General features: G+C 59.6%; 15 protein-coding genes. 9 read left to right on the top strand and 6 right to left on the bottom strand.

All coding sequences use genetic code 11. The features are described 5' to 3' along the window. Positions 1–9 precede the first annotated feature (9 nt). Positions 10–1143: an HDOD domain-containing protein gene (locus tag WF513_RS16340; protein ID WP_339080458.1), complete on the bottom strand. Its 1134-nt coding sequence runs from the start codon at positions 1141–1143 to the stop codon at positions 10–12. Positions 1144–1487: 344 nt separating this feature from the next. On the opposite strand from WF513_RS16340, the gene desA reads away from it, so the two are divergent. From desA to sulP, 6 genes are all read left to right on the top strand, one after another. Then, positions 1488–2675 (top strand): delta-9 fatty acid desaturase DesA, encoded by a 1188-nt coding sequence (desA, locus tag WF513_RS16335; RefSeq protein WP_339080457.1) that lies wholly within the window; start codon positions 1488–1490, stop codon positions 2673–2675. 213 nt (positions 2676–2888) lie between these two features. Next, on the top strand, positions 2889–3221 hold the full coding sequence (locus WF513_RS16330; protein WP_339080456.1) for a metalloregulator ArsR/SmtB family transcription factor: 333 nt from the start codon (positions 2889–2891) through the stop codon (positions 3219–3221). Beyond that, positions 3211–3642 carry a YeeE/YedE family protein gene (locus WF513_RS16325; RefSeq protein ID WP_339080455.1) on the top strand — a complete coding sequence of 144 codons (432 nt, stop codon included), beginning with the start codon at positions 3211–3213 and terminating at the stop codon, positions 3640–3642. The genes WF513_RS16330 and WF513_RS16325 overlap by 11 nt, the downstream gene beginning before the upstream one ends. Before the next feature lie 2 nt (positions 3643–3644). Then, positions 3645–4061 (top strand): DUF6691 family protein, encoded by a 417-nt coding sequence (locus WF513_RS16320; RefSeq protein ID WP_339080454.1) that lies wholly within the window; start codon positions 3645–3647, stop codon positions 4059–4061. Positions 4062–4081: 20 nt separating this feature from the next. Next, positions 4082–4273, top strand: coding sequence for a DUF2892 domain-containing protein (locus WF513_RS16315; protein WP_339080453.1), 192 nt, complete (start codon positions 4082–4084; stop codon positions 4271–4273). A 362-nt stretch (positions 4274–4635) separates the two neighbouring features. After that, a complete protein-coding gene (gene sulP, locus WF513_RS16310) occupies positions 4636–6369 on the top strand; it encodes a sulfate permease (protein WP_339080452.1) in 1734 nt (577 codons plus the stop codon). On the opposite strand, the gene mgtE is transcribed toward sulP, so the two are convergent. The 5 genes from mgtE to WF513_RS16285 all read right to left on the bottom strand — a co-directional run bounded on the left by mgtE (position 6366) and on the right by WF513_RS16285 (position 14032). Continuing rightward, on the bottom strand, positions 6366–8003 hold the full coding sequence (gene mgtE / locus WF513_RS16305; RefSeq protein WP_339080451.1) for a magnesium transporter: 1638 nt from the start codon (positions 8001–8003) through the stop codon (positions 6366–6368). The genes sulP and mgtE overlap by 4 nt on opposite strands. Positions 8004–8116: 113 nt before the next feature. Further along, positions 8117–9223: an agmatine deiminase gene (aguA, locus tag WF513_RS16300; protein WP_339080450.1), complete on the bottom strand. Its 1107-nt coding sequence runs from the start codon at positions 9221–9223 to the stop codon at positions 8117–8119. Between the two features lie 319 nt (positions 9224–9542). Beyond that, positions 9543–9752 carry a ribosome modulation factor gene (locus tag WF513_RS16295; protein WP_339080449.1) on the bottom strand — a complete coding sequence of 70 codons (210 nt, stop codon included), beginning with the start codon at positions 9750–9752 and terminating at the stop codon, positions 9543–9545. 164 nt (positions 9753–9916) lie between these two features. Then, positions 9917–11497 carry a glutamate--cysteine ligase gene (gshA, locus tag WF513_RS16290; protein WP_339080448.1) on the bottom strand — a complete coding sequence of 527 codons (1581 nt, stop codon included), beginning with the start codon at positions 11495–11497 and terminating at the stop codon, positions 9917–9919. Positions 11498–11674: 177 nt separating this feature from the next. Continuing rightward, complete coding sequence (locus WF513_RS16285; RefSeq protein ID WP_339083631.1) at positions 11675–14032, bottom strand: Tex family protein; 2358 nt, start codon at positions 14030–14032, stop codon at positions 11675–11677. Between the two features lie 323 nt (positions 14033–14355). On the opposite strand from WF513_RS16285, the gene ompR reads away from it, so the two are divergent. The 3 genes from ompR to WF513_RS16270 all read left to right on the top strand — a co-directional run bounded on the left by ompR (position 14356) and on the right by WF513_RS16270 (position 20403). Then, a complete protein-coding gene (ompR, locus tag WF513_RS16280; protein ID WP_339080447.1) occupies positions 14356–15090 on the top strand; it encodes a two-component system response regulator OmpR in 735 nt (244 codons plus the stop codon). A 95-nt stretch (positions 15091–15185) separates the two neighbouring features. Continuing rightward, positions 15186–16499 (top strand): ATP-binding protein, encoded by a 1314-nt coding sequence (locus tag WF513_RS16275; protein WP_339080446.1) that lies wholly within the window; start codon positions 15186–15188, stop codon positions 16497–16499. A gap of 127 nt (positions 16500–16626) precedes the next feature. Continuing rightward, a complete protein-coding gene (locus tag WF513_RS16270) occupies positions 16627–20403 on the top strand; it encodes an EAL domain-containing protein (RefSeq protein ID WP_339080445.1) in 3777 nt (1258 codons plus the stop codon). The last annotated feature ends 102 nt before the right edge of the window (positions 20404–20505 follow it).

Here is a 20505-nt window from a genome sequence, read left to right as displayed (position 1 = left end):
TAACGGCATTTAGGCCAAGCCCGCCAGTCTGCGCAGGCGCGCCTGCTCGGGGTCATTGACGGCGCTATTGAGTTCACATGCGGCTAGGCGCATCAGAATATTCTCGCGCTTGACGTTACTGCTCGGTAGGGCATGACAGGCACCTATCAGGTCGCGCAACTGCATCGGCAGGTGCCATTGCGCCTTGATGCTGGCTGCAAAGGGTGCGCTGAATTGGTCGAGGGCCTGCAGCACTTGGCTTTCGTTAAAATGATGGCCGCTGTCCTCCCATAACTGCACTTGATAGAGCACGCACAGTTCGCCCATACGGTGCAGCAGGGCTGCGCTATGGAAGGGCGCGGGGTCCATCGCGCATTGGCGTGCGAGTTGGGTGCTGCGCTCAATTAATTGCTCGGTGCTGTCGAGATGCGCTTGGGCAAATATGCTCAGCAGTGAGTTCTTTAGTGCGCCGCACTGGCGTAAAGCCAGGCCCATGGCCAGGTTTAAGCCGTTTCGCGCACCTAGTTTCTGCAGCGCTTCAAGTAGGTTTGAACAGGGTTTGCCTCCCGTATTGTAGGCACTGCTATTGGCAACACCTAGCAAGCGGAGACTGAGCGCGGGCTCTTGTTGCCACTCGCTGGCAAGCACGCGCAGGTCGATTTGCTCACCGTTAAAGCTTTGCATCAGGCGATCACACACCTGTGCATTGAGGGGCAATTGCAGTTCATTGCTGGGCAGGTTGCTCAGGTGCGCCAACAAGTCATCTTGAATGTTGTCGGCCTGTGCGGGTTGCTCGTCACCTTCTGGCGGCAGCAGCGCGTCTAGCTTGGAAGCAACCTGCGCGGCCTGGAAGGGTTTGCCAATAAAGGCGCTGATTTTCAAGGCTTTTACAGTCATAACACTGGCGCGGTCGGAGCGACCGGTAATCATCACCAGCGGTATGCTGCTGTTATCGCGCCTTACTTGCTCGAGCAATCGGGTGCCTGGACCGTCTGGCAGGTTCCAATCGGCGATCACTATATCCGCTGGGCATTGCTGCCATTCATGCAGGGCGCTGCTGACGCTCTCCAGGCAAATCACGTGAGCGCTGGGACGAAGGCTGAGCACAATTTGCTTGAGTAGATCGGCGATCCAACTGTCGTCTTCAAGAATTATTACGCGCATCAGTTAAGCCTACTTCCGTCGCATGCTGTGGCAGTGATGCACTGCAAGCTTTGTATGGTTTCAAGTGTCGCAGCAGCAAGCCTAGCGTAAGCCCTGCCACGTGTTGTTCAGTATCCACAATGCAGGGATCAACTAATAGATCAAACGGCAAACGTTAAGCGCTTTGTACAGTGCTCAGGTGGAAGTAAGCTCCCCGTGGTTACGGGCGGCGCCCTGGGGGCTGACAAGGGCTGTGGCACTTTGTACGAAAGAGCAACTGGTTTTCTGATCCGGGTCAGGGATAATGGCAATGCGCGTGCTATAGACTGGCGGCGTCTTTCCTTCTGTACGAGGCACTCGACACCATGTGGTACAACGGTTTTCTTGATCTGTCGGTCTGGCAGTTGATTGCAGTCACCCTGCTGATGACGCATGTGACCATCGTCAGCGTGACGGTTTATCTGCATCGCTACTCGGCGCACCGCGCGCTGGAGCTGCACCCGGCGCTGAAACACTTCTTCCGCTTCTGGCTGTGGTTGACCACGGCGCAGAACACCCGCGCATGGACCGCCATCCATCGCAAACACCACGCCAAATGCGAAACCGTTGATGACCCGCACAGCCCGGTGATTAAGGGCCTAAGCACCGTGCTACGTACCGGCGCTGAACTCTATGCTGAAGAGGCGAAGAACCCGGAAACCCTGCGTATCTACGGTAAGAACTGCCCGGAAGATTGGATTGAACGCAACCTCTACTCGCGCTTTCCGATTGCCGGTATTGCGTTGATGGGCGTCATCGATTTGGCCTTGTTCGGCGCGGCAGGCATCACCATCTGGGCGATCCAGATGATGTGGATTCCGGTGTGGGCGGCCGGCGTGATCAATGGCCTTGGTCATGCGGTCGGCTACCGCAACTTCGAATGCCGTGATGCGGCGACTAATCTGGTGCCATGGGGCATTTTGATTGGCGGTGAAGAGCTGCATAACAACCACCACACCTACCCCAACAGCGCCAAGCTGTCGGTGAAGAAGTGGGAGTTCGACATAGGTTGGTTCTGGATCAAGCTGTTCAGCATGCTCGGCCTGGCCAAGGTGCAGCGCGTTGCACCGATCGCTCACCGGGTAGCCGGTAAGCGCAGCTTGGACATGGATACCGCCATGGCCATTCTTAACAATCGCTTTCAGATCATGGCGCAGTACCGCAAGTTGGTTATCGCGCCGCTGGTGCAGCAGGAGCTGAGTAAGGCCGACGCGTCGGTGCGCCATCATTTCCACCGCGCCAAGCGTTTGCTGTCCCGTGAGCCAAGCCTGTTAGATGAAGGCCATCAACTGCGTATTCAGCGCATGCTGGAGCAGAGCCAGGCGCTCAAAGTGATCTATGAGAAACGCCTCGCCCTGCAGCAGATCTGGGTGAAAACCAGCGCCAACGGCCACGACATGCTCGAAGCCATCAAGCACTGGATCAGTGACGCGGAGGCCAGCGGCATCCAATCGCTGCGCGAGTTCGCCGAACAGTTGAAAACCTACTCGTTGCGCCCTGCAACGGCTGCGTAAACTGGCTTTGGTTGGTCCAAGCCCGCTTCGGCGGGCTTTTTATTGCGTGCTGTTTTATGCCGTGCCATGGCGCTTGGTAGTGATAAGGCCCGCCGCCGGCCCTCATTTTTAGCGAGTGCTTGAGCGCTGCAGCACAGCGGTTGTTATGGCCAGTGGCTTGCTATTCACTATATAAAAGAATAGATTGTCTTTATCTTAATTGAATAGCCTGCCATGAACCCAGAACTCGCCCCACTCGATATCAACCAGTTGCGTGCCAATGCTGATGCAGCGGGGCAGTTGCTCAAGGCCCTGAGTAATCCAGACCGTTTGCTGTTGCTCTGCCAGCTGTCGCAGGGCGAGCGCAATGTCAGTGAGCTGGAGAGCTTGCTGGGCATCCAGCAGCCGACGCTGTCGCAACAATTGGCAGTGCTGCGCCGTGAAGGTTTGGTCGAGACCCGTCGCGAGGGTAAGCAGATTTTCTACTGCATCAGCAGTCCTGAGGCGCTAGCGGTGATCAATACGCTTTATCAACTGTTCTGTGCGGGTGCGAATGATGACGATTGATTGGTACAACTTCACACCCTGGACTGCTCTAGCAGGTGGGGCATTGATTGGTTTGGCCGCAAGCCTGTTCGCGTTGATGAACGGCCGCGTCGCGGGGATTAGTGGCCTGCTGGGCAGCTTGCTGGAGCGTGGCGAAGGGCTTGGCGAAAAAGCCTTATTTCTGCTTGGTGTGTTGCTCGCGCCGCTGCTCTGGCAGCTGTTTAGCCACTTGCCTGCAATTGAAATTAACAGCGGTTGGTTGGCGCTGAGTGTGGCGGGCCTGTTGGTCGGCATCGGCACCCGTTATGGCTCGGGCTGCACCAGCGGTCATGGCGTTTGCGGGTTATCGCGGCTATCACCGCGCTCCTTGGCCGCCACCCTGACGTTTATGGCCGCGGGGTTTGCCACGGTGTTTGTCTTACGTCATCTGTTGGGGGGTTGAATATGCGCAAGCTTATGGCGTTTCTCGCCGGTTTGATTTTTGGCATCGGCTTGCTGCTGGCCGGCATGGCCAACCCGGCAAAAGTGTTGGCCTTTCTTGATTTGGCGGGTAACTGGGATCCCTCGTTGGCGTTGGTGATGGCTGCCGCGATTGGCGTGGCGTTTTTGCCTTTTAGCTGGGCGCGGTTGCAGCGCACCAGCCTGCTCGGTGCGCCGATGCAGTTGCCCAGTAAACGTCAGCTGGATCGACGCCTGATTGGCGGCAGTCTGCTGTTTGGTGCTGGCTGGGGCATTGCAGGCATCTGCCCCGGGCCGGCCGTGGCGATGCTGTTGACCGGGCACTGGCAGGTCTCGCTGTTTGTGGCCGCGATGCTGTTGGGCATGGTTGTGTTTACTGCGCTGGAACGCCGGCGCGGGTGATTGATGATCAGGAGATCACGATGAAAGCAAATGTTGGCACCCTCGACCGCAGCCTGCGCATTGCCGCTGGCCTTATTTTAATTGGCTTAGGCCTGAGTGGCGTGATTGGCGTGTGGGGCGCGATTGGCGTTGTACCCCTGGCCACCGGTCTGTTCCGACTCTGCCCGGTCTATACGCTGTTGGGTATCAACAGCTGTAAAACCAAGGCATAACCAAGGCGATCCTGCCGGCCTTTTTGGCCGGCTAGGTTGCAGCTGAAAACCGCGTACTTACCTCGTTTGTTGATCCCGCCGCTGCACACGCCGCTGAATGATGTTGTGTTCAGCAATGCGCGCCCCTTGCATCACTCATCCAACCCCGTGCTTCCCTGCTAGGACGCGCACCACTGTTTATGTGCCGCGCTTAGTCGACGCCCGCAGCATCGCCCACACCATTGCGTGCATGTGCACCCAGCTATCGACGATGATGCCTGTACGCGTGCGCAAATATTGCCGTAACGCTCGGTGAATAGACGCGCCGGCCCTTTACGGCCGACTAAAAGACCCTAGCGTGCGTGACCTCAAGGTGCTGTTGAATGCTTTATAAGTGGCCGCTACTGAACACCCTGCGTGAATACGACCGTGCTCAGGCCGGTCGTGACCTTGTGGCGGCCAGCTTGATCTGTCTGTTGCTGGTGCCGCAGGCGTTGGCGTACGCGCAGTTAGCCGGGCTACCGGCGGTGGCGGGGTTGTACGCGAGCATTCTGCCGCTGGCGGTGTATGCGCTGATCGGCGCAAGTCCTGGCGTGGCCTTGTCGTTTGGCCCGGTGGCGGTTTTGTCGTTGATGACTGCTGCAGCGTTGGCTCCAATCGCCGCTGCAGGCACCGCCGCCTATAGCGCGGCTGCCGTGGGGCTGACCCTGCTGGTGGGTGCGTTACTGCTGCTGATGGGCCTGCTGCGGCTGGGTTTTATTGCTAACTTCCTTAGCCATCCGGTCATCTCTGGGTTTATCAGTGGCGCTGCGGTGCTGATTGCCGTGAGTCAGCTGCACTATTTGCTCGGCGTATCGGCCGACGGTTTAACCCTGCCGCAGGTGCTGCCGGCACTGTATGCCCAGCTTGCAGCGACGCACCGACCTACGCTGCTCCTTGGGGGGCTGAGCCTGGTACTGCTGGTGCTGCTGCGTAATGTGCACCTGTTGCGTGTGCCCGCTGCCTGGGCGCTGCGAGTGAAGCAACTCAGCGCCTTACTGGTGATGTTAGTCGCCATGGCTACAGGTGTGCTGCTAGAGCTGGAAGCCTATGGGGTGAAAGTGGTGGGGCAAGTGCCGGTCGGTTTGCCGACGCTGGGCTTGCCAACCCTCGAGTTGGGCTTGCTGCGTGAGTTGCTGCCGGCCGCGCTGCTGATTGCCTTGGTGGGCTTTGTCGAGTCCATCTCCATTGCCCAGAGCTTGGCCATGCGCAAGCGCCAGTTGATCAGCCCTGACCGGGAACTGCTCGGCCAGGGCGCGGCTAATCTGGCCTCCGCCTTGAGTGGCGGGATGCCGGTGGCGGCGAGTTTTTCCCGCTCTGCCGTAGCCCGACAAAGCAATGTGGCGACGCCGCTGGTGGGTATTTTTGCCGCGGGGTTGATGCTGGCAGCGGTGCTTGGCTTAGCGCCGGTGTTGCAACATTTGCCGCAAGCGGTCCTAGCGGCCAGTATTTTAGTTGCCGCGATCGGCTTGGTGGACATTGCGAGCTTGCGCCGCACCTGGCGCTATTCAAGGGCTGAAGGCTGTGCGCAATTAGTGACCTTTTTCGGCGTGCTGCTGCAAGGGGTGGAGGCTGGCATCATGCTCGGTGTCTGCCTGTCGTTGTTGCTGTTTCTCTGGCGCACCAGTCGGCCGCACATGGCGGTTGTTGGGCAAGTGCCGGGCAGCCAGCATTTCCGGAATGTGCAGCGTCATGAAACGGTGCAGAGCGCCAGCGTGTTGTCATTGCGGGTGGATGAAAGCCTGTATTTCCCCAATGCACGCTACTTAGAAGCCCGTATCGGTGAGCTGATTGCGGTAAGCCCGCAGGTGCGGCATTTGGTGCTGATGTGCTCTGGGGTCAACCAGATTGATGCCAGCGCCCTCGATGCGCTAGAGGGCATCGCTGAGCAGCTGCGCAGTGCCGAGGTGCAACTGCACTTGGCTGAGGTCAAAGGCCCAGTCATGGACCGTTTGTTGCGCTCAGACTTTCTCGAGCATTTTGGCGGCCAAGTGTTTATCAGCCAATACCAAGCGCTGTGCACCCTGGACCCACAGTGTGCGGTGCATGCGCTGACGCCTTCAGCCGCGAGCAGCTAAAGCAGCAGCAGGGTGGCCAGGCCAAGGAAGGCGAAAAAGCCGACAACATCGGTCACCGTGGTCAAAATTACGCTACCGGCCAAGGCGGGGTCGATACCCATGCGATCCAGTATCAGCGGTATGGCCCAGCCCGCGAGCGCCGCGCACAGTAAGTTGAGCAAAATCGCCGCGCCCAGCACCGCACCGATCCCCCAATTGCCGAACCACCACACCGACAGTAAGGCGATCACCACTGACCACAACAGGCCGTTGAGGATGGAGATACCCAGCTCACGGTTAAGCAGGATGCGGATATTGCCTTTTTGTACTTGGCCCAATGCCAAGCCACGGATCACCAACGTCAGGGTTTGACTGCCAGCGATGCCGCCCATGCTGGCCACAATCGGCATCAGTACAGCCAAGGCCACCAGTTGCTCAAGGGTGGCTTGAAACAGACCAATCACCCATGCGGCACTGAATGCCGTCAGCAGGTTGATGCCCAGCCATACGGCACGGCGACGTGAGCTGACCAATACCGGGGCGAAAATATCCGCTTCATCGTTTAAGCCGGCCATGTGCATCAGGGCGCGGTCGGAGTCTTCACGGATCAGGTCGATCACATCATCCACGGTGATACGCCCAAGCAGCCGGTTGTGTTCATCAACCACGGGCGCGGAGAGCAGATCGTGGTCCTGAAACAGCTGGGCCACTTGGTTGCCACTGGTGGTGACGAGGATGCCGGCAATATCACGGTGCATCAGTTCGCTGACGCGCTGGTCGAGTTCGGCGGTGACCAGTTCACTCAGGCGCAGCGCACCTTGGTAATGGCCCTTGCGGTCGACCACCATCAATAGGTCGGTTTGCGGTGGTAAGCGCTCCAGCAAACGCAGGTAACGCAGCACCGCGCTGGCGGTAACATCCGCCCGCACTTGGATGGGGTCGGCGTTCATCAAGCCGCCGGCCGAGTCCTCGGGATAAGACAGCATCGATTCGAGTTGCTGGCGCTGCGCGGTACTGCTGGCGTGCAGCAACTGGTTGCCCAACTCGGCAGGCAGCGCCTGGATCAGGTCGACGCGGTCGTCCAGCTCAAGGTCTGCGGTGGCGGCAATCAGGTCTTCCGGATCAAGCTCCAGCGCCAGCGCGGTGCGAATCTCGTCATGCAGGTAGGTGAGAACTTTACCCGCACGTTCGGTTTCCACCATGCTCCAGGCGCGGTAGCGTTCTGCCGGCGGCATGGCCTCCAGCAGGCCTGCGACTTTAGCCGGGTGCATGCGGTGCAGTAACTTACCGAGGCGCTTCAGCTTGCCCTGAGCCAAGGCTTGACGCGCAGCTTCTAACTGGCTGCTTTGGGCGCTGTTGGCTTCCTCATGAGCGGCCATACTGGCCTCAGATGAATCACCCACTAACTGGGTTTTCAGGCTGGGGCTCAAATGCTGCAGGATGCGCTCTTCCAGCTCTGGGCCAATTTGCTGCCAAAGCGTCAGGCGCTGTTCGCTGTCCAGCAACTCGAGCAACGCGGCAATTTTTCCGGGGTGCATGCGCGCCAGCAATTTACGCACGCGTTTATTTTTGCCAACGGCCAACGCCTGGATGATGGCGTGGGTATCCGTAAGGCTGTGCGGGGCACTGTTGTCGTTGGGCGGGGCTGATTTCATGAGCACGAGAATAACACCCGCGCTTAGGCGCTGGAATTTGCTTGCGCTGGATCGTACTCAGCGCCGGTTGAGAGGCTGCAGCTAAAAGCCCGGCGCTGGCCGGGCGACGTTGTTCAGCCGTGCTGCGGTGCCGGTTGCTGCTGGGTGATGCAGTGGATATTGCCGCCGCCCAAGAGAATCTCCCGGCCCGGCACCATGACTACGCGGTGCTTGGGAAACAGGCGCTGCAGGATTGTTTTTGCTTCGATGTCCATCGGGTCATCAAAGCTGGGGGCGATGATGCCGCCGTTGACGATCAGGAAGTTGACGTAGGAGCCTGCCAAGCGGATCGACGGATCGCGCTCTTGGCTGCCTGAAGCCAGGTCGACCCCGGCGCACTCTGCATCGGTGGCATGCAGCGGGCCGGGAATCGGCATTTTGTGCACGATCAGCTGACGGCCTTTGGCATCACGGGTGCTTTCCAGCACGCGCATAGCGGCCTGGCAGCGCGGATAGTTGGGGTCGCTTGCATCGTCGGTCCAGGCCAGCAGCACTTCGCCGGGACGCACGTAGCAGCAAAAATTATCGACATGGCCGTCGGTTTCATCATTGAAGAGGCCGTCTGGCAGCCAGATCACGGTTTCGATGGCCAGGTGCTCGGCCAGGTACTGCTCAATCTGCTTACGCGTCAGGTGCGGGTTGCGGTTGGGGTTGAGCAGGCATTCCTCGGTGGTGATCAGGGTGCCTTCGCCGTCAACATGGATCGAGCCGCCTTCGAGGATCAGCTCATCGGTGCGATAACGCGCACAGCCTTCGATCTGCAGAATCTTGCGCGCCACTTGATCGTCGCGCACCCAGTTGGCATACAGGCCGCCATTGAGGCCGCCCCAGGCGTTGAACGCCCAATCCACGCCGCGCACCTCACCGCTGTTGTGGGTGACGAAGGTCGGCCCGGTGTCACGTACCCAGGCGTCATCAGTGCTGAGTTCGATGACACGAATATTGTGATGAATCAGGCGTTCGCAGGCGTTTTCGTACTGCCCGGCTGAAACGCCTACCGTCACCGGCTCAAACTCGGCAATGGCCTTGGCTACGGCCGTAAACGCGGCTTGAGCCGGCTTTCCGCCCAGGCGCCAGTTGTCTGGCCGCTCAGGCCAGACCATCCACGTTTGACTGTGCGGTTCCCACTCGGCAGGCATGCGAAAACCATCGGCGCGTGGGGTAGTCGTGAGCAAGGTCATGGGTCACCTGTAGCCCGGCTAGAGTCCGGGGTCATTAATTATCAGCAGCGTTCGCACAGTGTAGCCGAGCAACGTGCGCGGCTACTCAGCGGCCAAAAGAGGTGTTGAGGCCGCGGCGGCCGGCCTATTTATAGCCGATAAAAATCGGACTTATAAGCAGCTTTTAACTTTTAAGCCAATATTCACGCCGTCATATCGAATAAAAATCGATTTTATACAGCTGTTTAGCGTCTGCGGTGTGCAATCAATACGACAGCCCGTTGTTACAGGCATTATCGCAGCGAGGCGCGCGTGGTGAGGTGTGAAGCGAGGAGGGAGGTTAAGCGCTGTGGCGTTTGTGCAGCTGGTATTGCTCGTGGCCGTCATCCCAGCCCGCTTCCCAAGCGGCGACCAATACATCGGCAGCCAGGGCGCGCGGGGTGTTGGTTTGCCCGGTCATGCCAGCCATATAGCCCTGCTGGTAAGCCTTGTTGAGGCTTTCTAGGCTCCAGCTCTGGTTGTCTTCGCTGTTGCGGTCGTCGCAGGCCATGGCGGCAGCTCGAAGTGGATTTACCCTTTAATCCTAGCCGCATCATCGGGGCGGTACTGTGCCGCTGATCTTGCTTTTGCCACCGCTGACAGTTTATGTGATGCAGTTGGCGAAACGCCGGCTTATTGAGGCCGGCGTGAGCGATGCTTTGCAGCAGCGGCGAGCTACACCGCCGGGGCCAAAATGCTGGCCTGATAGGCCGCCGCAAAACTGTCAAAGTCACCCTCTTCGTTGGCTTCCAGCTCACGCTGGCTCTGCAGCGATTGCGCGGCGCTGGTTTCAAACGCCGCTTGCTGCTCAGCGCTCAACGGCTGGCTGCGGAAATACGCAGCGTGCAGTTTGCTTTGGCGCATGCCGAACTCGGTGAAGTTCAGCCCTTGCTGCAACTGCGCGAGCACCTGCGCGGAGGGCGTCAGGCAAGGGTCGGCGACTTTAGCCTGTTGCGCTTGTAACGCTTGGCTGTGGGCGCTACCGCCTTGGCTCTGGTCGAGCAATTCGGCCAGCGGCAGAATCTGCTCGAGCAGCTCATTGGCCCACGCGTGCAGTGCGACCGGCTGGCCATTACGTTGCAGGAGCAGGCCTGGGCGACGACCTTCCTTGACCACGCTGAGGAAGTTATCCGTGCAGGCATGGCACTCATCGTGTTCCAGTATCGGGCTGTCTTGCATGGCGCAAAACAGCAGGAAGGCATCGAGAAAGCGCGATTCGGTGAGGTCGATACCCAGCGGCAGAAAGGGGTTGATGTCCAAGCAGCGCACTTCCACGTATTGCACGCCACGGGCCATTAGCGCCTGAATCGGCCGCTCGCCGCTGTGGGTCACGCGCTTGGGGCGGATGTTGGAGTAATACTCGTTTTCGATCTGCAGAATGTGAGTGTTGAGCTGCAGCCACTCGCCGTCACGCTTGGCACCGATTTCCACATAAGCCGGGTAAGGCGTACCCACGGCCAGGCGCAGGCTGTCGGTGTAGCTTTGCAGGTCGTTGTAGCAGGGCGTCAGGCCTGCCTGGGCGGTGCTTTGGTAGCCTAGGTCGCTCATGCGCAAGCTGGTGGCATAAGGCAGGTAGAGCGTCTCGTCATCCAGCACCTGCAACTGGTGTGGGCGGCCGCGCATAAAACCCTTGTGCAGCGCGGGTGAAGCGCCGAACAGGTACATCAACAGCCAACTGTAGCGACGGAAATTACGGATCAGGGCGATATAGCGCGCCGACTGGTAATCCTGCGCGTTGCCAGTATCGCCTTCAGCCTGTTGCTGCAGTTGCCATAGCGCATCCGGCAGGGAAACGTTGTAGTGGATACCGGCAATGCACTGCATGGTTTTGCCGTAACGCAGCGCCAAACCTTTGCGATAGACGTACTTGAGCTCGCCGATGTGCGAGCTGCCATAGCGGGCGATGGGGATGGTGTCCTCGTCTGGCAAGGCGCAGGGCATCGACGGGCTCCACAGATATTCGCCGTCAAGTTTGCTGTAGGCAAAACGGTGAATCTGCTCCAGATCGGCCAGCGTCACCGCCGGGTCCGCTTCGGCCGGGGTGATAAATTCCAGCAGCGACTCGGAGTAATCAGTGGTGATCTGCGTATGCGTCAGGGCCGAACCGAGCGCATTGGGGTGCGGCGTCAGAGCCAACTGGCCGTCAGCGTCAACACGCAGGCATTCGCGCTCAATACCATGCAGGCAGCGGGACAACAGGGGGAGGTTGGCTTTTTCACCAAGCTGGGCCAGACGGCGGGATAACAGGTTGCTCAAGGTTGCATTCCTTCACGCATCGATTGGCCCAATATGGGGGCGTTGGCCGAGCTCTACAAGGGGCCAAGAAAACCGGTTGTGCCGGTTGCCGGGGCTTTATAACCCGAGGCAGGTGACGAGGGTTAGCGCTGGGCGCTGTGCTGCGTACCGTCATCGAGTCTGCGGGTGTGCAGCGACCTACTTCTTCAACGATTTGGCATTGGCAAACAGCGCCGCCATGCCGCCGCTGGCGGGGGCGGGTTTGTCTTGGCTGGAGTGGCGTTTGCTGCGCGGGGCGTTGCCGGCCGGCTTGTCACCACGGGATTGGCCACCACGGGATTGCCCGCCACGCGGCCCTTCGATTTTCTCGCCGGGGGTGTCGCCCATACGCATGGACAGAGCGATACGGTTACGCGGGATGTCCACTTCCATCACCTTAACCTTGACCACATCACCGGCCTTGACTGCTTCGTGCGGGTCTTTGATGAATTTCTCTGACAGCGCGCTGATATGCACCAGCCCGTCTTGGTGCACGCCAATGTCAACGAAGGCGCCGAAATTGGTGACGTTAGTAACCACACCTTCGAGCACCATGCCCAGCTCAAGGTCTTTTAGTGTCTCCACGCCTTCCTGAAACTCGGCAGTCTTGAACTCCGGGCGCGGGTCGCGGCCGGGCTTTTCCAGCTCGCTGAGGATGTCGCCGATGGTCACCAGGCCGAATTTATCGTCGGTGAACTGCTTGGGATCGAGGCGCTTGAGAAATCCGGAGTCACCGATCAGCGAGCGAATATCGCGGCCGGTGTCGGCGGCGATGCGTTGTACCAGCGGGTAAGTTTCCGGGTGCACGGCGGAGGCGTCCAGCGGGTTGCTGCCGTTCATCACGCGCAAAAAGCCGGCGGCTTGTTCAAAGGTTTTGTCGCCTAAACGCGGCACCTTTAGCAGCGCGGCGCGGCTGTTGAACGCGCCGTTGGCGTCGCGGTAAGCCACGATGTTTTGTGCAAGGGTGCTGTTGAGGCCGGAAATGCGCGCCAGCAGGGCGGCGGAGGCGGTATTCACGTCCACGCCCACGGCGTTTACGCAGTCCTCGACCACCGCGTCCAGCGAGCGCGCCAGTTTGAGCTGGGAGACGTCGTGCTGGTATTGGCCCACACCGATGGATTTCGGGTCAATTTTCACCAACTCGGCCAGCGGGTCTTGCAGGCGGCGGGCGATGGACACGGCGCCGCGCAGCGACACGTCCATGTCCGGGAATTCTTTGGCGGCCAGCTCTGAGGCGGAATACACCGAGGCGCCGGCCTCAGACACCATGACTTTGGTCAGATTCAGCCCCGGCAGCTGTTTGATCAGGTCAGCCGCTAATTTGTCAGTCTCGCGGCTGGCAGTGCCGTTACCGATCGAGATCAAATCAACGGCATGCTTGGCGCACAGCTTGGCCAAAATCGCCAAGGTGCCGTCCCAGTCATTACGCGGTGCATGTGGGTAAACGGTGCTGGTTTCTAGCACCTTGCCGGTGGCATCGACCACCGCCACCTTACAGCCGGTGCGCAAGCCTGGGTCCAGTGCCAAGGTGGCGCGTGGCCCTGCTGGAGCGGCCAGCAGTAGGTCGTGCAGGTTGCGCGCAAAAACGTTAATGGCCTCATTTTCGGCACCTTCACGCAGTTCGCCGAACAGGTCGGTTTCCAAGTGGGTGTAGAGCTTGACCTTCCACGTCCAGCGCACCACTTCAGCCAGCCATTTATCGGCGGCGCGGCCACGGGCGCTGATGCCGAAGCGCTCAGCGATCATGCCCTCGCACGGGTGCATGGCGCCCGGCGGAGCGCCGCCCGGCAGCTCATCGCCGACCTTCAAGCTGGCACTCAAGATCCCTTCGTTACGCCCACGGAAAATTGCCAGCGCGCGGTGCGACGGTGCGCCCTTGAGCTTTTCGTCGTGCTCGAAGTAGTCGCGGAACTTGGCCCCGTCGGTTTCTTTACCGACGATCACGCGGGCGCTGAGGATGGCGTGATCTTTCAGGTAGCTGCGCAGGCTGGCCAGCAGGTTGGCATCCTCGGCGAAGCGCTCCATGAGGATGTACTTGGCGCCTTCGAGCACGGCCTTGATATCAGCCAAGCTTTTTTCTGCGTCGATAAAGCGTTCGGCTTCAGCTTCCGGGTTCAGGCTTGGGTCGTTGAACAGTGCGTCGGCCAGCTCGCCGAGGCCGGCCTCTAGGGCAATTTGGCCCTTGGTGCGGCGCTTTTGCTTATAGGGCAGGTACAAATCTTCCAGGCGAGTTTTAGTCTCAGCCAAATTGATTTCGCGGGTCAGCTCAGGGGTGAGTTTGCCCTGCTCATCAATGCTGGCGAGGATGCTGGCGCGGCGGTCGTCGAGTTCGCGCAGGTAGCGCAGGCGCTCTTCTAAGTTACGCAGTTGGGTGTCATCCAAGCTGCCGGTAACCTCTTTGCGGTAACGCGCGATAAACGGCACGGTGGAGCCTTCATCAAGCAGCGCCACGGCAGCGGCAACCTGTTGCGGGCGCACGCCCAGTTCTTCGGCAATGCGGTTGTTGATGCTGAGCATATAAAAAGCTACCCACAGGGCGGCCATGCCAGCGGCATAGCGCGCGAAATCAGTTGAGTCGGCGTGACCTTTAAGGCCCTCATCCGGTGCTGCGCAGCATCTTTTCCCGTTAGGAAAAGAACCCCGGCCGTTATCGCCATGGGATTGCCACGTCGATGCGGCCGCGCATTATAAACATTGCTCGGCCGCGTGCCGGAAACCGATCGGGGAAAAATCTGCTAACAATGGACTGCACGTCAGCGGCGGCTCCTGAGCCATAATACTGACAATTGCACATTGCCAGCGCGCCCGCGTCCGGCAGATGCTTGGTCAAGGAGCCCTGAATGAGCAGCACTGCACTTCCTGTTGAAGGCGAAAAAATTCTCATCGTCGATGACGACGCCCGTTTGCGCCGTTTGCTCGAGCGCTTTTTCGAGGAGCAGGGCTACCGCGTGCGTGCGGTGGAAAACGTCGAGCAGATGGACCGTCTGCTGGCGCGCGAGCTGTTTAATTTGGTGGTGCTGGACCTGATGTTACCGGGCGAAGACGGCTTGTCCGCCTGCCGTCGGCTGCGTGAATCGAATAATCAGGTACCCATCATCATGCTCACCGCCAAGGGCGATGAAGCCAGCCGTATTCAAGGGTTGGAGCTGGGCGCTGATGACTACTTGGCCAAGCCGTTTAACCCGCGTGAGTTGCTGGCGCGCATCAAGGCTGTGCTGCGTCGCCAAATTCCGGTAGTACCAGGCGCGCCCGGCACTGAGGACGAGAGCGTGAGCTTTGGCGAGTATGAGCTGTCGCTGGCCACCCGTGAGCTTAAGAAAGGCGATGAGGTGCACATGCTCACCACCGGTGAGTTCGCTGTGCTCAAAGCCTTGGTACAGCACGCCCGCGAGCCGCTGACCCGTGACAAATTGATGAACTTGGCCCGTGGTCGCGAGTGGGATGCGCTGGAGCGTTCCATTGATGTGCAGATTTCGCGCTTACGCCGCCTGATCGAACCGGACCCGTCCAAGCCGCGCTATATCCAGACGGTGTGGGGCGTGGGCTATGTGTTCGTTCCAGACGGCAATAAGTAACCGCCGTAGGGTGGATGACGCTTTATTCATCCACCTTCGTTTCTGCTCGGTGGATCGATGAGGCGCGATCCACCCTACAACCACATCGAGTCACCATGAAAACCCCTCTTTGGTTCCCACAAAGCTTCTTCGCGCGCACCTTGTGGCTGGTGTTGATCGTGGTGCTGTTCTCCAAGGCGCTGACCCTGGTTTATCTGATGATGAACGAGGATGTGCTGGTCGACCGCCAGTACAGCCACGGCGCCGCGCTGACGTTGCGTGCCTATTGGGCGGCAGACCCGGAAGACCGCGCCACTATTGCCGAGGCTGCCGGGCTGACGCGGGTGCCGTACGAGCAGGTGCCGGCCACCGAACAGCATTGGCCGTACAGCGATATTTTTGAACGGCAGATGCGCACTGAGCTGGGCCCCACCACCGAAGTGCGGGTGCGCGCTAAGAGCCCGCCGGCACTCTGGGTGCATGCGCCGGTGCTGGGGGATGACTGGCTGCGTGTGCCGCTTTACCCGCACCCACTGCGTGGTCAGCGCATTTGGAGTGTGCTCGGCTGGTTCCTGGCCATCGGCCTGTTGTCGACGGCGGCGGCGTGGATTTTCGTGCGCCAGCTCAGTGCGCCACTCAAACGCTTGGTATTTGCCGCACGACAAATTGGTAAGGGCCGCAGCGTGCGCTTGCCGGTCAGTGATACACCGAGCGAGATGACCGAGGTCTACCGCGCCTTTAATCAGATGGCTGAGGACGTGGAGCAGGCAGCCCGCGAACGTGAATTGATGCTTGCCGGGGTGTCGCATGACCTGCGTACGCCACTGACGCGCCTGCGACTGTCTATGGAGTTTTTAAACACGGACTCCGAGCTGACCGAAGACATGGTCCGTGATATCGAGGACATGGATGCCATTCTTGATCAATTCCTCGCGTTTATACGTGACGGGCGCGACGAGCCGCTGGAGCAACTCGACCTGCTCGAGTTGGTTCGTGAAGTGGTTGCCCCCTACAACCAAAAAAACGAGCAAGTGCGCCTGTGTCTGGAGCCAATCCCGGTGTTCCCGCTGCGCCGCGTCTCGCTTAAGCGGTTGTTGGTTAACTTGATCGAGAACGCCCTGCGCTATGGTGGCAATGCGGTTGAGGTGGCGGTGTCGCTGTCGGGCAACCACAGCGCGCCTTATGTGGTGCTCAGCGTACTTGATCGTGGTGCGGGCATTGATCCAGCTGAACTGGGCAGCATCGTTAACCCGTTTATTCGGGGCGATCGTGCCCGTGGTGGGCAAGGTGCCGGGCTGGGGCTGGCCATCGTCAAGCGTATCGCCGCCTTGCATGGTGGCAGTATCGAGTTGCGTAACCGCTCTGGCGGTGGGCTGGAGGCGCGCGTTTGTCTGCCGCTGGGTTTATTGCTGCCCCGCGACGCGGTGTGATTCGCTGTTTAGCCGCTGCCCTGCCAAACGGTTAGCGCAAGGCCGAAAACAGCGGCAAACAAAGCCCTAGCATTCTGACCCTGTTACGCTGAACTATGATTCATCAGCGCTTTGACATGAGGTCAGCATGCCTGCCGTCCCAAATCGCCTTCCTCTCTGGACTTGGTTGCTGCCGCTGCCCTTGCTGCACGTGGCCACCTGGCTGGCCCTAGCAACGCAGTTCAGCAATGGCTCGGCGCTTTGGTACCCGCCGTTTGCGCTGGCGCTGGTATTTGGCTTGTGGTGGGGGCCGCGCGTGCTGCTGGCGGTTTACCTGAATGCCATGTTGTCCATTCCGCTCTGGGGGTTGGAATGGCAGTGGGCAACTTTATATGCCCTGCCAGAAACCCTCGGCGTAGCGTTGGCCTTGCTGTTGATGCGTCAACGTCCGTTTGACCCCGCCATGCCCGACCTTAATCACCTGATGCGCTTTATGTTGTGGGGCGTGTTGATACCCATCATTCCCATGGCGCTGGGGGTGCAAGGTAACCTCTGGTTGCTCGGTCATGTACCGCAGGCAGATGTCTTGGCGAGCAGCTTGACCCTGTGGCTGGCCGATAGTCTGACCGTGCTGGCCATCAGCATCCCGTTGCTGGCGTATGTGACGCCTTTTATGCGTCGCCGCAGCTGGTTGGCTCCAGCGGTTCTTAGCGGCAGTTTGCAGGTGCCTGAGGCGCTTCGTCAGTTACCGCCCTGGCCGCTGTTGCTCTTGCTGTTCGCCGGGCTGCCCTGGCTGCTCGGTTTGCTACCGCTGACCCTCAACCTACCGCTGATTGGCGTGATGATGCTGGCGTTGGCATTGGTCTGGGGCTTTGCCGGTGGTATCTGTGGCGCAGTGTTGAGCGTGGGCATGGTATTGATCTTGCCGTTGCTGCGCGGCCTGGGTGATGCGCAGGCTTGGCTCGACCCGCAACGGTTGGAAATGCACGTCAGCGTGCTGCTGTTTATGCTCGCCACGCTGTTGGTGGGGCGCAGCCTCAGTGATCTACGCCAAGCACTGGTGCGCAGTGCGCAGATGCAGCAGCAATTGGCACTGGCCAACCTGGCCCTGGAAGCCAGCCCGTTGGGGGTCATCATCGCCGACGCTCGTCATCCTGAGCTGCCACTTATTTACTGCAACCCGGCGTTTGAGCAAATCAGCGGCTATAGCCGCGAGGAAACGCTGGGCAATAGCTGGAACTTCCTGCTCCGCGATGACCAGCAACAGCAAGGCCTCAGCCGTTTGCAGCAAGCGGTGCGCGACGGCACCGGCTGTGATGTGGTGCTGCGTAACTACCGCAAGAACGACCAGCAATTCTGGAATGAAATCACCCTCGCGCCCATGCATGATGACCACGGCATCAGCCATTACGTCGCGCTGCAGAATGACGTAACGGCCCGCGAGCAACTGGCCACTCAGGTGCGTTCGCAGAGCGCCGAACTGTTCAGGCAAAGCCATCTGTTTAGCCAAACCGAGCACATCGCCAATCTCGGGGGTTGGGTGTTGAACATGCCGCAGCAAACAATGGATTGGAGCCCCGGCTGTTATCGGATTTACGAGCTGGACCCTAGAAACGGGCCGCCGGACCTAAACGGTGCTTTGAGTTATCTGGACGCCAGTGGCCGCGTGCTCTCTGAGCAGATTCTGCAGAAGCTGATTAACGGTCAGGATCAATTCGATATCGAGGTGCGCCTGCTCACAGCCAAGGGCAAGAGCCGCTGGCTGCGTATTCGCGGTATCGCTGAGCGCGATGGAGCCGATTTAGTGCGGGTGTATGGGGTGCTGCAGGACGTCAGCGCGCGCAAAAATGCTGAACAGCAACTGCGTGAGCGTGATGAACGCCTACGGTTATTTTTTGAAGCGCCCCTGATCGGCATGGCCTCGACCAGCCCACATTTTGCTTGGGAAGAAGTCAACGACAAGCTCTGCAGTATTCTCGGGCGCAGCCGCGAGCAATTACTGGCGTGCAGTTGGCAAGCGCTGTCGTTGGCCGACGACCTGCAGGCCGAGCAGCCGCTGCTTGACCAAGTGCTTGACGGTAGCCTTGAAGGCTTTGAGCTGGAAAAGCGCTTTCGCCGCGCCGACCAGAGCTTGGTCTACACGCGTGTCAGCCTGCGCGCGGTGCGCCACAGCAACGGGCGAGTGCGCATGTTTCTGCTGCTGGTCGAGGACATCAGCCAGCGCCTGCAGGCTGAAGCGCGCTATCAAACTATCGTTGAGAATGCGCCTGAAGCCATTGTGCTGATCACCCCTGGGGGCGCGTTGGTCGAGTGCAACGATAATGCGCTGCGTTTATTGCGCTATAGCCGTGAAGAAATATTCAAAAAACGCGTACTTGAGCTAAGCCCGAATAAGCAGGCTGACGGTCAACTGACCGCTGACTTGGCGCAGGTTTATCTGCGGTGTGCGATGGCCGGCGAGGCCCCGGTGTTTGAGTGGCTACACCGTGACAGCAAAGGCCGGCAGATTCCTTGTGAGGTGCGCTTGGTGCGCATGCCCGGCGAGCCGGTGCTGATCCGCGGGAGCATCACCGATATTTCCGAGCGTCAGCGTTATCAGCGTGAAATCGAGCGACTGGCCTTTAGTGATGACCTGACAGGCCTGCCGAATCGGCGTTTGCTGCTTGACCGCTTGCAGCACGCGATGTCGCGCGAGCAACGCGAAAATACCTTGGGTGCACTGCTGTTTATCGACCTTGATCATTTCAAAACGGTCAACGACAGCCTCGGCCATCTTGTTGGAGACGGCTTGTTGCGCGAAGTCACCACACGACTGGCCAGCAGTTTGCGCACCGAAGATACCCTGGCGCGGATGGGCGGCGATGAGTTTGTGGTGCTACTCGAAGGGCTCGACAGTAACCCGCAATTGGCCGCAGAGGCGGCGGCCAGCACGGCGCAGAAGCTGCTGAAAAGCCTTGTAGGGACCTGCTGGATTGATGGCCATGAGCTGTCGATCAGCGCCAGTATCGGCATCGCTTTGCATCCATTTGGCAACCAACTGGCCGCCGATGTGCTGAAACAGGCGGATACCGCCATGTACCGGGCTAAGCAGGGCGGACGAAACGCATTGCACTTTTTTGCTCCTGAAATGCAGGCCGCCATCGACCAGCGTTTGCAGTTGCAGGGCGAGTTGCGTCAGGCCGTGCAGCGCGAACAGTTGTATCTGGTGTTTCAGCCGCAATTGAGCCTAGCCACCGGAGCCGTTACCGGTGCGGAAGTGTTGCTGCGTTGGCTGCATCCCGAGCGCGGCGAAATCATGCCCGGCGATTTTATTCCGTTGGCGGAAGAAACCGGGCTGATCGAGGAATTAGGCGGCTGGGTGCTGGAGCAGGCGTGCGCGGCGCTGGCGCGCTGGTTACCGCAATGGCCGCAGTTGGTGTTGGCCGTTAACCTCAGCCCGCGCGAGTTGCGTCAGCGCAGCTGTGTGGCACGCATCAGTGAATGCTTACAGCGTCATCAGGTGCCAGCGGCAGCCTTGGAGTTGGAGATCACTGAGGGGGTGTTGCTGGAGGACGTCGAGCAATGCATCAGCAATATGCAGGCGCTCAAAGTGTTGGGTGTACGCTTTGCCATTGATGATTTCGGCACCGGTTATTCCTCGCTGACCTACCTCAAGCGGCTACCGCTGGATCGCCTGAAAATTGATCGCAGCTTTACCTGGGACATGGACGGCGAAGATGGCAGCGGCCTGATGCTGGTACAGACCATCTTGGTGATTGCCCGCAACTTAGGCCTGGAATGCATCGCTGAAGGCATCGAAAGCCAACGCCAGCTCGACTGCCTGCGCGATAATGGCTGCTCGCTGGGCCAGGGTTACCACATCAGCCGGCCGCTGCGTGCGGCGGCTTTCCTCGCGTGGATGGAGCAGCACCGGCTATTGGCTTGAGTATGCGTGTCGGCATCCCTGCCGCGTCCAGTAATGGTCTGCAATACCAGCCCGGCCATCCTTGGCCGTGCGTTCACCGGGGCGAAGCATGCTTCGCCTATA

Origin of the sequence: Pseudomonas sp. TMP9 (assembly GCF_037943105.1) — a bacterium.
Lineage (GTDB): Bacteria > Pseudomonadota > Gammaproteobacteria > Pseudomonadales > Pseudomonadaceae > Aquipseudomonas.
Note: the sequence above shows the minus strand (reverse complement) of the source record. Positions and strands in the feature narration are given on the sequence as shown.